This is a genomic window from Terriglobus sp. TAA 43 (assembly GCF_000800015.1).
Classification (GTDB): domain Bacteria; phylum Acidobacteriota; class Terriglobia; order Terriglobales; family Acidobacteriaceae; genus Terriglobus.
Genome location: NZ_JUGR01000001.1, coordinates 930,798 through 948,976, shown reverse-complemented (window position 1 = coordinate 948,976; position 18,179 = coordinate 930,798). Strand labels below are relative to the sequence as shown.

Here is an 18,179-nt window from a genome sequence, read left to right as displayed (position 1 = left end):
TATTTATGGCGACAAAGTTCCTGCGAGAAGCGGAACTTGAATTGCACAGCCATTCATTGGGCAATATGAGGCAGACAAGTTGCATGAGTACTGATACAACCGCTGACAGAGTTCCGGGCGTCGCACGTATAAATGCCGCCTTGAATATGGACGGTGTTGTGACACCTATCAAGGTTGCAAAGAACGGAATGTAAAGAAAGAAAACCAGAGCCCGACCGAAGAGTCGGGGATCGACGCAGAAATTGCTCGCGAAAAGCAGATGGAACACTTTACTGGCAGACATTGGTAACACTCCTAAGAGTTAAAAAGGGTAAAAACCCTCAAAGAACAGAATTCTCACCGTTGAGACTGACCTACGGCTTCGTAATTCTGGGAACTTCTTCACGCTAATGTTTGGCGCGACGGAAGTCCTCAAATGAACGATTGAGGTGGATCAAAAATCAACGGATTTTCTCCAAGGTCCCTGATATGAAGCAGATACTGCATTTTGGTGAATACACGTTTGAGGCCAACCAAATGGTTGTCATGCGTGGGATTGAGATAATTGATATGCCGCAACGCCAAAGAGAGGCGTTGTCACTGCTCTTAAAAGCCGAAGGAAAGACAGTAAGCCGGGACGAATTTCTCGATACTGTCTGGAAGGGCGTGGTCGTCGAAGAGCACAACCTTACACAAACAATATTCATGTTGAGAAAGGCCCTGGGTAAGCTACCGAACGGCCGGGAGTACATAGAAACAGTACCCAAGAAGGGGTACCGTATATCCCTAGGGGCCCTAAACCAGGGTAACTCGTCATCATCACCATCTTGGACAAACTCAGACTCTGATGTTCTTGATAAGTTGCGAGTGGATTTCGCCACTAACAGGTTCAGTCAAAGTTCGCACCAGGTTGTGACTGTAAAGTCTTCCTTGTTGATCGGATTGATTGCATTGTTTGTTTTTGCCGTGGTTCCGATTCTTGGAAATGTTTACAACCCGAAGGAAGACCTTCGCGCAGTGACGAAACTCACTCGGGATGGATTTGGCAAAGTCAATAGAGCCCCTTTGATTCTCAATAAAGGGATGCTCGTCTTTACTGAACTCCGCGGAAAGAAGCCCTATCTGGCTTCGGTCTCCGTTGACGGGGGCACTATCGCTGCAGCTCCGTTGAATGCTCCAAATGAATACATCTCGGGGGTTCGTTCGGAGCGGGGCGAAGCGCTAATTTCCGGCGGCGATCAGGATGGTCCCATCACCGCGGTAACGCTCCAGGGACGACCCTCGCGACCGATGGCCGAAATATTCGGCCGATCGGCCTCCTGGTCCCCGGACGGCACACAGATCGTCTACGTTTCTCAACAGCAAATCATGTTGGCAAATAGTGATGGTCAGAACGCGTCGGTGCTTGCGACTCCCTCAGGCACGCCCTTTTGGCCAACCTGGTCTCCAAATGGCAAATCAATCCGCTTCTCAGTTCACGAGGCGAATGACCAAAAGAGCTTGTATGAGGTCAGCCTTGCAGATCGTAGTGTTACCCCGGTCCTAAAAGGAGACCCTCACGAGCATCATGCCTGCTGTGGTTCGTGGAGTACCGACGGAAAGTATTTTGTATATGTCGTGGATGGTGAGAGTTCCTCGTCGATTTGGGCTAGACGGGAAAAGTTCCTACGTTGGAAAAGCAAGGGCGATCCTTGGGAAATCGCCGCAGGGCCGGTTGATTTCTGGCGATCACCCATGCTCAGTCCGGATCTCCGCCATCTCTATGCAATGGGCGTACAGAGCCGGCTCTATTTCACGATGTTGAGTCGTAACTGCGAGCCGCTACTCCGGGATCTCTCGGTTTCGTCGTTGAGTGTGTCGCATGACGGTGAGTGGATTGCCTACACGCTGCATCCTGAAGGCAGTCTCTGGAAGAGTCGGCTTGATGGTAGCCAACGTGTACAACTTTCTGCCCCAGGGGAATTCGTCAAATTTCCCCAATGGTCCGCGGACGATCGTACTCTGATCTACATCAGAGAGCGAAATGGCGAGAACACGATTGGCCGCGTGAATGCAGCTGGTGGAGGAACGCGGACCACCGTTGCGGCAATACACGATGTGCGAAAGATAGCCTACGCACCAGTGGGCGAAACAGTCGCATTTGAGTCTCAGTCAGGTGGCAATCGCTTGGAGAATGCAATCTTCCTTTTGACACTAGGGGATCAGAAAGTAGAACCACTTCCTGGCGGATCGGGGCTCTCATCACCAAAATGGTCGTCTGATGGACATTACTTATCGGCAGTAACAAACGACCAATCGAAACTGAAGTTATTTGATGTAACTTCCCGGACCTGGCACGATGTTTCTTCGTCCACCGTGATCGGCGCGCAAGCGTGGGATCGGAAGAAGAACATTCTCTATTTTGTCGAGGCCCATGACGGGAGCTACGTACTTATGAAGTATCTCGTTGATGGTGGGAAAACCATGGAGATACAGAAGATGCCCGAACGCTACGACGAAGACTATTCCTCAAGCGTGCTCGAAGTAACGCCTTCCGGAGAGCTTCTGTTCGGCTATTCAGTGGGTGAAAATGAGGTATATGACATATCGGTCGATCTTTCTTGACCTTTGTGTCGTATATCAAACAGAGTTTTCTGACCTAGAGCACTTCTGTTACCGATCGTTCAAGCCTGTATTAGCGAATTCCTTCATGCTGTCGAGCCGAGTGCTAAATCATATGATTCAGCACTCGGCTTAAATTATGAGTCATGCGCAACGTTGTTACGAGATACGTAATACCGAGAGGTTGGTATTTGTATTCTGGTAAACAACTGGGGACATGAAGGCGATTCCAGGGACGTCAGTGTAGAAAAGAAGTGCACCGACGCTAACTGAGTGGTACCCGAGGAGCAGCAAGCTCTATCTCAACTATCTCTTGTCATGGATTGTCACTGTAGGTTGCCACTCAAGCACGTGCTTTGTTTTGAGTGGCGGGGACGACGGGGCTCGAACCCGCGACCTCTGCCGTGACAGGGCAGCGCTCTAACCAACTGAGCTACGTCCCCAAAGTGCGTTCACACTTTGTTGTTTCTGGGTGCTCGAGGATTGTCCCTTTTCAGGTCCAGACCGAACTGCCCAACAACAAGATTGAGTGTATCAGGTTTGCTCTGCGTTTACACGCCTTGTCTGAACCTTTCCCTGTGCATTTCTTTCCCGCTCCTGGGACAGACGTTATCTATCAGCGCTTTCTTCGGATTGCAGTTTGGCCTCCAGGGTAAGGGGAAGCTGTTCTGCGTATTTGCTGCTGCGGATGCGCTGTGCGTGATAAATGCCGTCGTGTCCAGAGAAGAGATAGCTCAGGATGCAGGCGATGGCGGCGTAGGCACCCGCTTCGGCCCCGAAGAGCTCCATGGCCATCAGTGTGGACGCCAGGGGTGTGTTGGCAGCTCCAGCGAAGACCGCCACGAAGCCCATGCCAGCGAGGAGCGAAGACGGCAGGGGAATCACCGAGGAGAGGGCATTGCCCATTGTGGCGCCGATGAAGAACAGGGGAGTGACTTCGCCACCTTTGAAGCCGGTGCCCAACGTGACAGCGGTGAAGACGAGCTTGGCGGCGAAATCGTAAAACGGCAGATGCGTGTGGAATGCCGCGACGATTGTGGGAATGCCGAGTCCCAGATATTTTCCAGTGTGCGCGTAGCCGATACCGAACACTGCAGCCGTGACCAGAAGTCCTCCAACGACCGGGCGGAGTTCGGAGCGGTGGATCAGGCGGCGCATGGTGCTGGCGATGGTGTGAGTGATGCGCGCGAAGAGCATCGCGACCAATCCAAAGAGCACGCCTGCGATCGACGCATAGAGGATGGTGCGCACGTTGAATGCTGGTACTTCAGAAACGGAGTACACCGTGTGATGAATGCCGGGCAGGATGGGTTCCCATGCGCGCGTTACCAGATCACCCACGAAGGCGGCGAGGAAGCAGGGGGCAATAGCGTCGTAACCGATGGCTCCGATGGCAAGCACTTCCATACCGAAGACGCCGCCAGCCAGGGGGGTCCCGAAGACCGAGCCGAAACCTGCGCTGACTCCGGTCATCAAGAGGATGCGGCGATCCTGGGGCGATAGGCGCAGCGGGCGCGTGAGTTGGTCGGCGAGGGAGGCGCCGGTCTGTACGGCCGTTCCTTCGCGGCCTGCAGAGCCACCAAAGACGTGTGTGAGGAAGGTGCCGATGAGGATCAACGGCGTCATGCGGAAGGGGATGACGTCTTTGGGATCGTGAATCTGTTCGAGGATGAGGTTGTTGCCGCCTTCGACCTTTTTGCCGAAGTGGCGATACATCAGGCCCATCAGCCATCCAACGGGGGCAAGCAGAAAGATGACCCAGATGTGGCTCTCGCGCAGATTCGTTGCGTACGTCAGCGACGCCAGCAGAATGGCGGACGCTGTTCCCCCAGCGATACCGACGGCACAGGCAAGGGGAATCCAACGCAGCAGGTGACGCACCATGCCGAAGGGTTCATTAAAAATGTATCGGAAATCGATTTTGAGCAATGGGCCTCCTACAGTCGTAGGAGTCATCAGCTCCAGCCTGTGGGCTGGGCATCAAGGCGAACCCCATCGCCTCTTGGTTGTTTGCAGCGAGAACGGTGATGATGGTGGGCAAGGAGGGATTCGAACCCCCGACATCCTGCTTGTAAGGCAGGCGCTCTAACCAGCTGAGCTACTCGCCCGTTCCTGATACAGAATAACAAACTTACTTGAGAATGTATGGTGTTGCCGGTGGAAGAATCTCATCAGGGATCTTCGGAAGGACAGATGCGGGCAGTTCTACTGCTCCTGCAAGGCCTTTGCCGGTAACGTTTTTCGTCGCCAATAGTGGGCCGTTGAAGCCGGTGACCGTTACATTGCGAATGTCGACGTGAGTTGCATTGGCTATCTCCATGCCCTTACGGCAGGTGCCAGAAATATTTGCGAGAACGAGACCGTCGAGCGGCTTCTTCGGGTGAATCTCGGTTGCAACGACAAGCTGTGGCACATCCTGCACGCGGATGTCTGTGAAGCGTAGATTGCGTAGTTGCGGCAGTCCTTCATCGCCGGGAACGGGGTCCTGGTCCTGCAAGCCGCTGCCGAGGCTGTTGAGTCGAAGGAAGCCTTCTCGACAGCCGGCGACATCCATGTCGCGGAAGATGACGTCTTCAATGAATGCTCCGCGTCCGCTGCGTGTCTTGATGTAGACGCCGTGCGTGTATGCGGAGAGGATCTTGCAGTGCTCCACCACCACGTTGCGCACGCCGCCGGACGCTTCTGAGCCAATAGAGACACAGGCCCAGCGCGCGTCGGTGAAGGTGCAGTTGGAGATGTGAATGTTCTCGGATGGACGCGCCACGCGATAGGCTTCAGAGCCTCGTCCGCTCTTGATAGCAATACAGTCATCCACGGTGCGGAAGGTGCAGTTGTCGATGATCATGTTGCGGCACGAGTCAGGATCAATGCCGTCCGCGCCGCTTTCAATCGTGACGTTGCGAAAAGTCACGTTGTCACTGAGTAGCGGATGGATCGACCACATGCCGAACTGTTTCGTGAAGATGTTGTCCACGGTAACGTTGCGACAGTTTGTGAACTCAATCAACGCAGGCAGGCGCATGCGCGTGCCTTTTTCAAGGCGTCCAACAATAGCGGAACTGCCGACGATGCGGCCCGGCCCAGTGATGCGAATGTTGGATGCATCCACTGCGTTGATAAAGGCCGAGTAGCCTTTGATGAACTTACCCTCCCATCGCACCTGCGCCAGCGGATAGTCCAGCATGTCGGGTGAGCCGGTGAGTGTTGCGCCTTCTTCGATACGCAGTGTGGTGTTGGAATGTAGCTGCAGCGCGCCGCTTAGATACTCACCTGCGGAGAGAATGACTTCACCACCGCCAAGCAGAGAACAACGATCGAGCGATTGCTGGAGTGCGAGTGTGTCTTTGGTTTTGCCGTCGCCGGTGGCACCCATCTCTCGCACATGGATCGTGACTCCCGATGTCTTAGGAGTTGTCGGAGTCTTTGCATGTTGCGCCTCGTTCGCGATCCACGGAAGTGTGGCCACGGCGGCTGCGGTGGTCTTGAGAAATGTGCGGCGGGGAAGCGGCGTCATGCCCTGCAGCTTACTGCTTCGTTACAGCGGAAATCTACAGGTGCATGGCGAGTGCGATGCGATATGTGGCGAATGACGCGCCATAAGCCAGCACCGTCATGTACGCAAATTGCAACAGAGGCCACTTCCAGCTATTCGTCTCGCGGCGTACGACGGCGAGCGTTGCCGTGCACTGCATGGCGAGCGCGAAGAAGACGAGCAGCGCGATCGCGCCTGCGAGGCCGATCTCCGAGCGCAGAGCCTCGCCCACGTTGACCTGACCGTAGAGTGTGGCAAGGGTGCTGACGACACTCTCGCGCGCTACGAATGCACCCAGGAGCGAAATGCCTACGTTGCGATTCAGACCAAGGGGATGCAGCAGCGGCTGAATCACATCGCCGAGCCGCGCGAGATAGCTTGCACCCACGTCGCTGGGCAGACCATTGTGGAATGGCATGTGCGACAGGAACCAGATGGCCAGGTTCAGCACCAGAATGACCGTTCCCACCTGCTTCAGGAAGACGATGCTGCGGTCATAGATGGCCAGCGCCACTGTGTGCAGGCGCGGCATGCGGTAGTTCGGCAGTTCAATCGCGAACATGGACGCGCTGCCTTTAAGCGCGCTGGAATGCAGTAGCTTCGCAGTGAACAGCGCCGCGAGAAGACCAACGGCATAGAGCAGCATCAGAGTGACAGCTTGCAGCCCGAGAAGATTTCCAAGAACCTTGCGCTGCGGAATGAACGCCGCAATGAGCAGCGCATACACAGGCAGGCGAGCGCTGCATGTCATGAACGGAGCAATCAGGATCGTTGCCAGGCGGTCGCGCTTGGATGGGATAGCCCGTGTGGCCATGATGGCGGGAACGGCGCAGGCATAGGCGCTGAGTAGAGGCAGGAACGAGCGTCCATTCAGGCCTACGTGGCCCATGGTGCGGTCTGCAATGACGGCTGCACGCGCCATGTAACCGGAATCCTCAAGCAGTGTGATCACGAGGAACATGCAGAGGATGGTGGGTAGGAAGCCAAGGATGGAAGCAATACCGTTCCAGATGCCGTCGACGATGATCGCGCGCAGGATCGCGTCAGGAATGTGTGCACCAGCCGCGATGCCGATATTGCCAAGCCATGTGCTGAGCCACTGGCCTGCGGGATAGGCGAGGCGGAACATGATCTGAAATGCCGCGGCGATGAAGAGAATACACATCAACGGCCCAACGACCGGATGGAGCGCCCAGCGATCAAAAGCACGTGTGAACTTGGAGTGATGCGGACGACGATAAGCGCCGGAGCGAGTGAGTGTGTTGCAGTCCGTGGCGCATCCGGGAGCAGCGTTGCCACCCGCCTGCAGCACGGGCAGAATCTGCGCTGCGGCGTGCTGCGCATTCAGGAAGTGCGAGATGGCGTCCATGCCGGTGCCGCGTGATGCGCTGATCAGCGCCGTGGGCGAACCCAGTTCACGTGCTACGGCAAGCGGATCAATGTAACCATTGCGAGCCACCAGTTCGTCCGCCATGTTGATGAGCACCATGGTGGGAAGGCCACATGCCAACACTTCATGGATAAGGCCCATGTAGCGATGCAGCGCTGTGCCGTCGACGACGAGCAAAACAGCGTCAAGCTTCGGCACACCAAGCTGCGTGCCGTGCAGAACGTTGACGGCGATCTTCTGGTCTTCGCTCTCGGGTGTGAGTGACCACACGCCCGGAAGGTCAATGACGGTCTGACCTGATTTCAATTTGCCGGAGCGATGCTCTACGGTGACGCCGCTGTAGTTGCTGACCTTCTGACGCAGTCCTGTCAGGCGATTGAAGAGCGTGGTCTTACCAACGTTAGGTGGACCGATGAGACCGATGGTCTGAAACGCCCCCGCAGGTCGGGCCGATGTGGACTTCTCCACGGCGATGACCGTTGCGGTGCTCACAAGGCACTCTCCATACGAATCTTTACTGTCGATGCGGTTTCGCCGCGCAGGGCAATATCAAAGCCATCCACCCGAACGATGAGAACAGTGCGTCGCGAGAGGGTCCGTACTACTTCAACTTCTGCTCCGGTGTTCAGCCCCAGGGCGCACAGGTGGCAATAGGCTTCGCCCTGTGCCACACCCAGCACCGTGGCCTTCTCTCCATGCTTCAACTCTGCCAGGTGCACTGCGCGGGCCCTTCTTCCAGAAACTTCAGCGGGCGTAATGCACGCTTCTACCATCGTAACGCAATCTACGACAGAATTAGTCCTTGATTGTGATGAGCTTGTTCCCGGAAAGGACTCTGGTTCTTTTAACGACCGAAGATGCGGCGCCAGAAGGAGGGCTTGTCATCGTCGTCATCATCGTCGCCGAACTGCTGCTCAAAGAGACCAATTGGCGCGGGTTGCGACGGCCAAGGTCTCCCTTCAAAGACAGTAAGGGGATTGGTGACGCAAAGACGCTCTGCGGTTTCCGTGCCAAGCCGTTCGGACACAAGTCGATACGCGGAACTCATGTGCGGTGGCCGGCGGTCCAGGTTGTGGGCGTCGGTGGCCAGGAAGTGAACCCAGCGCTTCTCCAGCAACTCCCATGCGAAGGTTTCCGCAGTGCTCCCGAAGTGGCCAGTGACGGATCCCGCCGTTATCTGCAGAAGCAGGCCGCTTTGCATCCATTCGCGTAGACGATCACGCGAACGTTGCAGTGTGGTGTTGCGCTCCGGATGCGTCAGGATCGGGGTTAGACCATCCACGCGGAGTTGGTATAGCAACTCGTCCATGCGGTTCGGAATGCCGACATCGGGTAGTTCGACAAGAAGATATTCCGTTTCGTTGATGGTGTAACGGCGCTTGTGAACGTGCGCGTCTTCCGTGTTCTCCCAGTTCATATGGAAGTCGCAACCAAGGCCTAATGTGATCTTTGCGGCGACTTCTGCTGGTAACGCTTCACGTAATTGCTGAAGCAGTTCTGCGTTGCGTTCACGGTTGTACTTCCACGTATCGTCGGCGTGCGGTGTGGCGACGATATGCGTGATGCCATCTTCCACCGCCATGGTGACCATGGCAATGGATTGTTCGAGGCTCTTGGAGCCGTCGTCGATACCGGGTAGCAGATGGTGGTGAATATCAATCATGCAAATTAGGCGGTCTGCAGGCTCGCGATAAGTCCCTGGAAAAGCTTAAGTCCATCTGCGGTTCCGAGGATGGACTCACTGGAGCGGTCAGGATGCGGCATCATGCCCAGCACGTTGCGGCCCTCGCTCAGTACGCCGGCGATGTTTTCCAGCGAACCGTTCGGGTTGGCATCGGCTGTGATATCGCCGGTGGGCGTGCTGTAACGGAAGGCGATGCGATCCTGCTTCTTCAGCGTGGCCAGCGTATCCGCATCGCAGAAGTAATTGCCTTCCATGTGGCCGATGGGCATCTGGAGAACTTCGCCGCGTTGCAGCAGGTGTGTGAAGGGCGAGTCGTTCGTTTCGGTGCGGAGATTGACCTGCTTGCAGATGTAACGCAGGCCCGCATTGCGCATCAGCGCGCCGGGCAGCAGGCCGCTCTCGCAGAGAATCTGGAAGCCGTTGCAGATGCCCATAACTGGGCCGCCCTGCGCAGCAAACTTCTTCACCGACCCCATAATGGGGGCAAAACGCGCGAGCGCGCCGGTGCGCAGATAATCGCCATACGCGAAGCCACCGGGGACCAGGATGGCGTCGCATCCCTGCAGATCCTCGCTGGCATGCCAGAGAAAGGTCACAGGCTGTTGCGCGACGGCATCGATCACGTTGTAGGTGTCGTGGTCACAGTTAGAACCGGGGAAGACAAGCACACCAATCTTCATGACTCTAGGGTAACAAAGGCTACTCAAAAATCGGTGCATAGACGCAATAGCCGCGGGGCGGAGCAGGGAATTCGCCGTTGCCTTCCTCGTCGGTGCTGCGTTCGTCAGGATGTGCCTGATCGTGACCGTCCCACGCCACGGGGATAAACCGCGTGTTGGGCCACTTGGTTTTCACGGTGGTACCGCTCCACTGGTTGCCGAGGTTGTTCAATACGTAAATCAGGCCGGATTGGTCTTCCGTGCCGCCACGTTGCGAGATATACAAATCAGGGTCAGCGTGCAGGATGCAGCTCTCGCCACCGGCATGTTTATGGTGTGCCTGTACCAACGCGTCGATGCCATTAGGTGTGTCGGGCCGTGCCAGTTCGTAGTTGTAGTAGTCCCTCCAGAAGACGCAGGGATAGCCGTCCTGGGTGAGGATGAACGAATAGCCGAGCATCTTGTCGTTCGTGACAAAGTTGTCGTTCATGTCGTGGTTGTCCACGAACGTTACGGCGTTGAATGGCCGCGCTGCCGAGACAGACGTGCCATCGGTCAGGTTGCGTAGATCGTAATTGAGCGTGTCGCAAACATCTTTGAGCTTGTAACGAAGAGGGAAGTCGAACGCGGCGATCTGCGAATCCGTTAACGTGCTTACCGCGTCCAGCCAGTCGTGAATGTCATCCGGGCCACTCCAGTATTCGCCTACGACAAAGGGCGAGAAGTTGGGGTTGTCCTTCTTCTGATACTGATACTTCGCCAGCAGGCCGATCATCCACGCACCGAAGCCTTTGACAAAGTCGAAGCGGAAACCGTCGAAATCAAGGTCTTCGATGATCAAGCGAGCGTATTCATACATCGCCGCATAGACCTTCGGATTGCGATGGCACAGGTGTGGAAAGCCTGCGAAGTTCTCGCCTTCCAGCATGACCTTTTCATAGCGCGAGGGGTGGAAACAGTCCCAGTTACGCGGAAATTTCCCACTCTTTGGATTGAATTTCGTCCAGCGCTTCTGGCCATCCAGGGGATTTTCTTCTTCCTCGTCCGCGCCGCTGTTGTGATTGATCACCATGTCCGCGATTGCGCCCATGCCGTTGTCATGGATGGTCTTGATCAGGCTTTCCAACTCCGCGCGATTGCCGAAGCTGGTCTTTACCGAGTCCTTCTGGTCAAAGTCTCCAAGGTCGAAATAGTCATAGGGGTCATAGCCCATGGTTCCCGGGCTTGCTCCTTTGCTGATTGGTGGCAGCCAGATGGCGTCAAAACCAATGCCTTGTTTGCCAAGCGACGGGATCTTTTCAGCGACGTAATTCCACCACTCGCCCAGCCGGTTTTCTTCCTTGGCACAATCCCAGTAAAAGCCCTGCATCATGACAGCCATTCGTTTCCTCGCGGACGGTTCCCGAAGCGTCGCGATCTCTTGCGATTCGCTTTGCGGATTCACCTGTCGTTCGACTTGCTGTGATGCATCCTATGGTGTGTGCGTTTGTCGCATGAGGAGCGTAACGTGGCGGACGAGCAATATCCTTCCCGGCTGGCGAACTCTTACCAGCCTCAGCCGTCAGACCATCTGCGCACGGCGGGTACCGCGCTGATGGGATGGTGGCGTGCCGCCACACTGGACGCGCTGTGTGTGGGCCTGATGTGGTTTGTGGGCCTTTACTTCATCCATGTGCCCTGGGCGCCGCTGTGGGCTCTGGTGGCTGCTGTCTGTCAGTTTGTTCCGGGGATCGGAACGGCGCTTGCCGTATGCGGTCCTGCGATTGCTGCATTCTTCGCATCCGTCGACACGGATCTGGACAAGCTGTGGTGGACGCTGGGGCTGTATGCGTTCATCGCGATTGTCGATGGAGCGCTGATTCAACCGCTGTTGCTGAAGCGCAGCACGCTGGTGCCGTGGTGGGCGGCGATGTTGGGACCGATTGTTGGAGGCATCCTACTGCCGCCGTGGGGTGCGTTGCTGGCTCCGCCGATACTTGCAGTGATCTATGCGTTTCGAAACGCAAACAAGAGCCGTTAAGCGCCGAGGCGATACTTCGACTCGGCAATGCGGAACAGCGGACGCCACACCAGACGGTTGATCGTTACCACCATCAGTGCCATCACGATCGTAGCTAACAACAGTACTGCAAAGTTGCCGGCGTCCGTCGCAGCGCTGATCTGTTCGCCCAGGCCGAAGGCCGTCATCGTCTTACCCTTCAGGCGGAAGTACTCTGCGATGATGCTTGCATTCCATGCGCCGCCGCTGGCTGTGATGAGGCCGGTCAGTAGGTAAGGAAAGATACCTGGCAGAATGATGGTCTTCCAACGTTGCACCGTGCCGAAGTGAAAGAGGCGCGAAACCTCTTTGAGATCGGTCGGGATCGCCATTGCACCGGCGATCACGTTGAACAGTACGTACCACTGCGTGCCAAGCAGCATCAGCAGAATGGCCGCTGTGTTCATGCCTCCACCGCTACGCAGTAGAAGAAGCAGAATGACTGGGAACAATGCAGTGGCAGGAACGCTGGCCGCAATCTGTGCCAACGGTTGTGCAATGCGGGCGAGTCGCGGATGCGATCCAATCGCCACGCCAACGGGCACTGTCCACAACGTTGCAAGAAACAGGGAAGCGATCACGCGCAGCAGTGTCATACCTGCTCCGCCAAGGACCAGGCCAAATTCCTTACGGTCGACGGAATGCAGAAGATGCAATGCCTGTATTGCCGCATAGGCAACTGCTGCGAAAATTACGAGTCCCACAACGACTTGCGCAAGAGCGGAAGGAGAGCGTTGATCTGCACCATCCATCGTGACATGGGTTGGACGATGTTTCGCTTCGTGTCGATACAGCTTCTCCAGCACGGGCGAAAGCGTAACGTGCCGCATCCGCTTCACAAAACTCGACTGCTGCAGGATGGCCAGGAGTGGTGAACGTACGTGACGCGCGCTTTCCACCTGCTCGAATTTGAAGCGATCGCTCCATGCGATGACGGGGCGCCACAGTAACTGATCTGTTGCAACGATGATGAGGATCATCGTGAACAGCCCCCACAAAATGGCTGGCGTGTTGCCTTCACTTGCGGCGGTCTGCAGGTAGCTGCCGAGACCGGGAAGACGGAAGTCGCGCGAACCCAATACGAACATCTCGCAAGCCATCAGGAAGAACCATCCGCCTGCAACGGAGACCATGCTGTTCCAGATAAGACCGATGGCGGCGAACGGCAGTTCAAGCTGGAAGAGGCGCTGCCACCGCGAATATCCATAGATAGCGCTGGCTTCAGTCAATTCGCGGGGAAGGCTCTTCAGCGACGAATAGAACGAGAACGCCATGTTCCACACCTGGCCGGTAAAGATAAGTACGATGGCGCCCAACTCCAAACCAAGCTGACGAGAAGGGAACAGCGCCACCATCGCGAGCATCACGCCCGGAAGAAAACTCAACACCGGGATGGACTGCAGAATGTCGAGCGCTGCAATCATCAACGCTTCCATCCTGCGGCTGTACGCTGCAACGTAGCCATAGCCGATGGCGAAAACCAGGCTCAACAGGTACGCGAGGAACATACGCACGACGGAATAGAGCGCATAGAGCGGCAAGGCTCGCGGAGATAACGACAACGTCACCTGCGGCTCTGCATGACCCAGCCAAAGGCGCGCAATCTGGACCACTCCGTAAAACGCAGCAAGGCCAATGCTGGCAACGATCAGATCGAGAAGAAAGGGCCAGCTTCTGCGTACTGCTTGCGAACGCGCAAGCGTGCGCGGGATGACCATTTCACCCCGCGATCGCAAATTGCTGAAGCTGCCGGGCAGCATCTTCATTCGTGCGTCTCCACGGCAGGTTCAGCGACGTGCGCCAGGATGAAGCGGTGGCGCTGCGCGTCAAAGTCGAACAGTTCCGCATAGCGGCCCCAGTTAATAGCCGTCTCAAGCTGACGCAACGTTTCTTCTTCGCTGAATTGTTCGTCCAGCATGTCGTGGAAGAATTCTTCCGGTACGGAACCGTCGCTCTTGGCTTCCAGTGCACGCATGATCTGGCGCAGCAACAGCACGTGTTCGAGCGCGGCCTCGCGGAAGATTTCTTTCTGCCGAAGGATTTCGGCATTGGCGTATTCCGTGCCGTTCGCAGTGAGTGTGGCGTCGCCTTCCGTAACAGTTAGGAAACCTAACAATGAGGCTGCGTCAACGATCGGCAGCAAGTCGTCGACTTCGAAAGCGAGATCATCTGCCAGACGATAGATGTCTGCTTTACCTGCGTGATCCACCATCAATTCCAACAGGCCGGCGATGCCGCCGGGACGCGCATGTGGCAACATCTGGTAGCTCATCAGGCGCTGATCGCGGACGCGCTTGCCGCCTGCGGTACGTGGCAGCTCTGGCGGCTGCGCTTCGGGCTGCGTGAGCACCTTGTAGATGTAGTCCACCAGTTGTGTAAACGCTGCGGCCTTGCGGTCGCGCGGATGCTGCAGTGCGACGCGGAAATCGGTGCGCACGTGGCCTGGATTGCGGCCCAGAACGATGATGCGATCTGCAAGCAGCACGGCCTCTTCAATGTTGTGCGTCACGATGAAGATGGCCTGCGTTGGCATCGTCTTTTTCTGCCAGAGTTCCAGCAGTTCCGAACGCAAATTCTCTGCGGTGAGCACGTCAAGGGCAGAGAATGGCTCATCCATAAAGAGCACTTCTGGCTCGACAACAAGCGCGCGAGCAAAGCCCACGCGCTGACGCATCCCGCCGGAGAGTTCTTTCGGGTAGGCGTGCTGGAAGCCGTCAAGACCGACTGTATCCAGCATCTTCATGGCGCGCTTGCGACGCTTCGCGGGTTCCATACCGCGTGCCTGCAGCGGTGCTTCCACGTTCTCCAATACAGTCAGCCAAGGGAATAGCGCAAAGCTCTGGAAGACGATGGAGACGTTGATTTCTGTTTGGCCAATGGGCTTTTCATGCCAGTAAACCTGGCCGCCTGAAGGCACAGAAAGTCCCGTAAGCATGCGCAGCAACGTCGACTTGCCAGAGCCTGAGGGCCCTAGCAGTGCGACAATTTCACCCGGCACAATGGACAGGTCTGTCGGCGAGATGACCTGAATTCGGTTCTCGCTCGGCTGAGCATAATATTTTTCAACGCGTTCGGCGCGAATGATGGCCTGTTGCATTGGGCGTCTCCATTGGTGGTGGAGCCGGATCAGTGACCGGACCCTGAAAGTTTTGTGGCTGCGCGGCCGGCCGAAGATGACCGCAGGGCGTCCTCTGAGGGTATCATCCTCCCGTGAAACAACAACTTCCAGAAACTTGCTATATCGTAGCGGGTAAAGTAGAACTGTGATTGATATGACAACCCCCAGCAAACCGAAGGTACTGGTTGCCGACGACGAACAGGTGATTGCAAACACGCTGGCAATCATCCTTAATCAGGCAGGCTTTGAAGCCAAGGCCGTGTACTCCGGCGAGTCTGCCGTAGAGACCGTTGATGAATTTCAACCCAACATGTTGATTTCAGACGTGATCATGACCGGCATGACGGGCATTGAAGCTGCCATCAAAATCCGGGAAAAACTACCCACCTGCAAGATTCTTCTGTTTAGCGGACAGGCTGCTACGGCTGATCTGCTGGAGAAGGCACGTGCGCAGGGACATGAGTTTGAAATTCTGGCGAAGCCCGTCCATCCGACCGACCTGTTGGCGAAGCTGCGCAGTTAATCGATTGGCGATGTTTTACGACAAATAAGTATCAGGGTCTCCTCAAAGGAGACCCTGATCTTTTGGTCGGTATTTACTGCGGATGTTGCCTAAGTTCGCGTGTCTTCAACACAATGAAATATTCGTAAATCGATTGAAGTAAAGCGTAGGTCAGTCCTGCGCTGCCATCCAAAAAGCCTCGCTTTGCGAAGTAAATCAATATGAACTTCAGAATTGGGCGACCAGGCAAGCGATAGAACAACTGCTTCTGTTGTTTCCGACGCGTCTGAAAATCTGAGGCGAAGAATGCATCACGCAGCCGAAACGCGGGAGCATCGGCCTGATTCAGCATCAGTTGCTGCGCTTCTTTCGTGCTGTAGTCATTGTGCCGCTGTATCCAATAGGTGACACCCTTGCTGAACGGGAAGTGATCCAGATAGCCAGCGATGCGCCCGGTCGTTCCGTCCACCACAGAGACAGGATTGACCAGGCGTTCGTAATGCATTTTGGAAGGCTGAAAGAGGCGCGTGTACCAGGCGGAAAGCTGAACGTGTTTCAGCCATGTTCCGTTCAGGAAATCGCGACGTTCCACTTCAAATGCGACATGTCCTCCCGCTGCTGACACAGCCTGATGGATAGCCTCGCGAAGCCCCTCTGTCATGCGTTCATCCGCGTCGATATAAAACACCCACGGATGTTTGAACGGAATGTTTTCCATGGCCCAGTTCTGATGAGCGGCCCAGTTATCAAACTTGCGCTGGATCACGCGGGCACCGGACACCTCTGCAATCGCAGTGGTACGGTCGGTGGACAAAGAGTCAAACACCCAGACATCGTCGGACCATGCCACGGATTCAAGGCATCCAGGCAGGTCGTGCTCTTCATTCAGAGTGAGAACCATGACGGAGATCATGCGGGTGTGACTCCATGTGTGCGTTTACGTTCTTTGACCATCCGCGCCGGAGAACCAGCGTGGACCGTCCATGGATCAAGGCTGCGTGTGGCGACGGACCCCAGTCCGAGCACGGCACCTTCGCCCATGTTGGCGCCAGGTCCTACGATCGCCCGCGCACACACCCACGAGTAGGCTCCGAAATGCATCTCGTAGGCCAGCAATGGAAAGGCAGCGGAGTTGTAGTCGTGCGTCGCGCCACAAAGATAGGCGTCCTGCGACACGATGGCGTGAGAACCAAAGTGCATGGGCGCGGCGTTGTAAATCTCGACGCCATCTGCAGCTGTGACCTGATCCGCACAAAACAGATTCCACGGAGCCCAGATTTTTGACTTTGGATAGAAGTGGCAATTCGAACCCATCGTGGCTCCGAAAAGACGCAACAAAAAGGAGCGCCAGCCATGCATGGGCCGTGGCGACGGGCGATAAAGCAGCAGCCATACGACGCCCCAAAGCACACGCATCACACGATTGTGCAGCGTGAACGCCGGACGCAGATACGGGTCAGCGTGTTCGCTTTCGTCGATATGGTCCGTGGCCACGTAGGCGGCTTCGCGCGGCATTCAGCTTGCTCCTTCGTTCTTCGCCTGCTGGAAGAGAGTCATGATGGTTTGTGCGGTCTCCACCATGTTGAAGCGTGTTCGAAAACATTCTTTCGCAGCTGCGCTCATGCGCCGCTTTTCTTCCGCTGATAATCCAATCCAGCGCTCCAGTAGCAGGCGTGTCCCTTCAAGGGTGTCTGGCTCAATGAGAGTACAGCCTTCGTCGCGGATCATGTCTCCGATGTTGACCTTATCGCTCAACAAAACAGGCTTGCCCGCTCCCAGTGCCTCCGCAACAGCAATGCCGAAGTTTTCCTGGTGAGAAGGAAGGATGAATGCTTCCGCGGCACGGAACGCGCCCCACTTTTCTGAACCGCGCAAAATCCCCGGCCAGTGAACGCGGTCACTCAAACCTGCGTTATCTACGATCTTTTGTAGCTCCGGTATCCAGCCGGTCTCGTCCGGGCCGGCCATGACGAGATGCAGGCCGGGGTCGCTGGCGGCAACGGAGGCAAACGCCTGTAGTAACTGGTCGCACCCCTTCTTGGGATGGATACGGCTCAGATAGATGAGGAAACGCTTGCCTTCTACGGCAGGAACCACACGAAGGAATGCAGCGATGTCCTCAGCGGGATCGCTCTGGGGCGCACGAATGCCGTACGGGACTACCTGCGATTTCCATTTCCAGAAAGCAAAGCTTTCTTCCGCCAGCTTTTCTTCGCTGGTGGTGGTGAACAGCACACGATAGGCGTTTCTCAGAACCCAATATTCCGCGGGATACCAGTAAATGGCTTTCTTCAGATGTTTCAGCGGAAAGCGACGTTTAAAGTACGGGTCCAACATGCCATGCGAGAACACCATATACGGCGTGTGACCGCGCATGGCTAGCATCGTGGCAAGACCCGTGTATTGCCACAAGCCATTGACGATCACGCCGTCATACCGATCGCGGTTTTCGCGCAGCCAAGGCAATAGCTTTGCCGTGTAGCCATAGGTGGAGGTGCGTGGGCCGAGTGGATAAACGGGAAAGGGAAGTCCCTTCAGATAAGGCGCGTCGGGCGCGTCGAAGGTCACGGCTTCGCCCTCGTAACCTTCGTTCTTATATCCGAAGAGTGTCCGCACGCCTTCGATCGGGCCGCCTGCAGCGGGGTCCAGTGTGGCGATGACATGAAGGATGCGCAT

The 18,179-nt window shown here is 56.1% G+C and carries 15 protein-coding genes, 2 tRNA genes and 1 riboswitch; of the genes, 3 read left to right on the top strand and 14 right to left on the bottom strand.

The genetic code is table 11. The features are described from left to right. The first annotated feature begins 468 nt into the window (after positions 1 to 468). Entirely contained in the window at positions 469 to 2,583 is a 2,115-nt protein-coding gene (locus tag M504_RS04000) for a winged helix-turn-helix domain-containing protein (RefSeq protein WP_156993507.1), read from the top strand. Positions 2,584 to 2,946: 363 nt separating this feature from the next. Here M504_RS04000 and M504_RS03995 read toward each other — a convergent pair. The 9 genes from M504_RS03995 to M504_RS03955 form a co-directional block, all read right to left on the bottom strand. Beyond that, positions 2,947 to 3,023 (bottom strand) — tRNA-Asp (locus M504_RS03995). Between the two features lie 166 nt (positions 3,024 to 3,189). Continuing rightward, a complete protein-coding gene (locus tag M504_RS03990) occupies positions 3,190 to 4,536 on the bottom strand; it encodes a voltage-gated chloride channel family protein (RefSeq protein WP_156993504.1) in 1,347 nt (448 codons plus the stop codon). Beyond that, positions 4,520 to 4,589, bottom strand: a riboswitch (Fluoride riboswitch). It overlaps the preceding gene by 17 nt. 22 nt (positions 4,590 to 4,611) lie before the next feature. Continuing rightward, positions 4,612 to 4,688 (bottom strand) — tRNA-Val (locus M504_RS03985). Between the two features lie 23 nt (positions 4,689 to 4,711). Further along, positions 4,712 to 6,094 carry a glycoside hydrolase family 28 protein gene (locus tag M504_RS03980; protein ID WP_047488250.1) on the bottom strand — a complete coding sequence of 461 codons (1,383 nt, stop codon included), beginning with the start codon at positions 6,092 to 6,094 and terminating at the stop codon, positions 4,712 to 4,714. A 34-nt stretch (positions 6,095 to 6,128) separates the two neighbouring features. Then, complete coding sequence (locus M504_RS03975) at positions 6,129 to 7,994, bottom strand: ferrous iron transporter B (RefSeq protein WP_052200336.1); 1,866 nt, start codon at positions 7,992 to 7,994, stop codon at positions 6,129 to 6,131. Further along, positions 7,991 to 8,221 (bottom strand): FeoA family protein, encoded by a 231-nt coding sequence (locus tag M504_RS03970; RefSeq protein WP_047488247.1) that lies wholly within the window; start codon positions 8,219 to 8,221, stop codon positions 7,991 to 7,993. The genes M504_RS03975 and M504_RS03970 overlap by 4 nt, the downstream gene beginning before the upstream one ends. Positions 8,222 to 8,346: 125 nt before the next feature. Then, a complete protein-coding gene (locus M504_RS03965; RefSeq protein ID WP_047488244.1) occupies positions 8,347 to 9,165 on the bottom strand; it encodes a tyrosine-protein phosphatase in 819 nt (272 codons plus the stop codon). 5 nt (positions 9,166 to 9,170) lie between these two features. Continuing rightward, the gene (gene purQ, locus M504_RS03960; protein ID WP_047488241.1) at positions 9,171 to 9,866 is read right to left on the bottom strand and encodes a phosphoribosylformylglycinamidine synthase subunit PurQ; all 696 of its coding nucleotides are present in this window, start codon (positions 9,864 to 9,866) and stop codon (positions 9,171 to 9,173) included. A 19-nt stretch (positions 9,867 to 9,885) separates the two neighbouring features. Beyond that, a complete protein-coding gene (locus M504_RS03955) occupies positions 9,886 to 11,226 on the bottom strand; it encodes an alpha-amylase domain-containing protein (protein ID WP_047488237.1) in 1,341 nt (446 codons plus the stop codon). Positions 11,227 to 11,352: 126 nt separating this feature from the next. Here M504_RS03955 and M504_RS03950 point away from each other — a divergent pair, with 126 nt between their 5' ends. Further along, positions 11,353 to 11,865, top strand: a complete 513-nt coding sequence (locus M504_RS03950) for an AI-2E family transporter (protein ID WP_232296148.1) — start codon at positions 11,353 to 11,355, stop codon at positions 11,863 to 11,865. Here M504_RS03950 and M504_RS03945 read toward each other — a convergent pair. Both M504_RS03945 and M504_RS03940 read right to left on the bottom strand, forming a co-directional pair. Continuing rightward, the gene (locus M504_RS03945; protein WP_047488234.1) at positions 11,862 to 13,649 is read right to left on the bottom strand and encodes an ABC transporter permease subunit; all 1,788 of its coding nucleotides are present in this window, start codon (positions 13,647 to 13,649) and stop codon (positions 11,862 to 11,864) included. The two genes, M504_RS03950 and M504_RS03945, sit on opposite strands and share 4 nt — an antisense overlap. Continuing rightward, entirely contained in the window at positions 13,646 to 14,980 is a 1,335-nt protein-coding gene (locus tag M504_RS03940) for a nitrate/sulfonate/bicarbonate ABC transporter ATP-binding protein (RefSeq protein WP_047488231.1), read from the bottom strand. The genes M504_RS03945 and M504_RS03940 overlap by 4 nt, the downstream gene beginning before the upstream one ends. Before the next feature lie 175 nt (positions 14,981 to 15,155). Here M504_RS03940 and M504_RS03935 point away from each other — a divergent pair, with 175 nt between their 5' ends. Next, a complete protein-coding gene (locus M504_RS03935) occupies positions 15,156 to 15,524 on the top strand; it encodes a response regulator (protein WP_047493363.1) in 369 nt (122 codons plus the stop codon). A gap of 73 nt (positions 15,525 to 15,597) precedes the next feature. Here M504_RS03935 and M504_RS03930 read toward each other — a convergent pair whose 3' ends face one another. Genes M504_RS03930 through M504_RS03920 form a run of 3 tightly spaced genes read right to left on the bottom strand, consistent with a single transcriptional unit; the run spans position 15,598 to position 18,179 of the window. After that, a complete protein-coding gene (locus M504_RS03930) occupies positions 15,598 to 16,416 on the bottom strand; it encodes a glycosyltransferase family 2 protein (protein ID WP_047488228.1) in 819 nt (272 codons plus the stop codon). Further along, positions 16,413 to 17,018, bottom strand: coding sequence for an acetyltransferase (locus M504_RS03925; RefSeq protein WP_047488225.1), 606 nt, complete (start codon positions 17,016 to 17,018; stop codon positions 16,413 to 16,415). Before M504_RS03925 ends, M504_RS03930 begins: the two co-directional genes overlap by 4 nt. Then, positions 17,019 to 18,179, bottom strand: coding sequence for a glycosyltransferase (locus M504_RS03920; protein WP_047488223.1), 1,161 nt, complete (start codon positions 18,177 to 18,179; stop codon positions 17,019 to 17,021).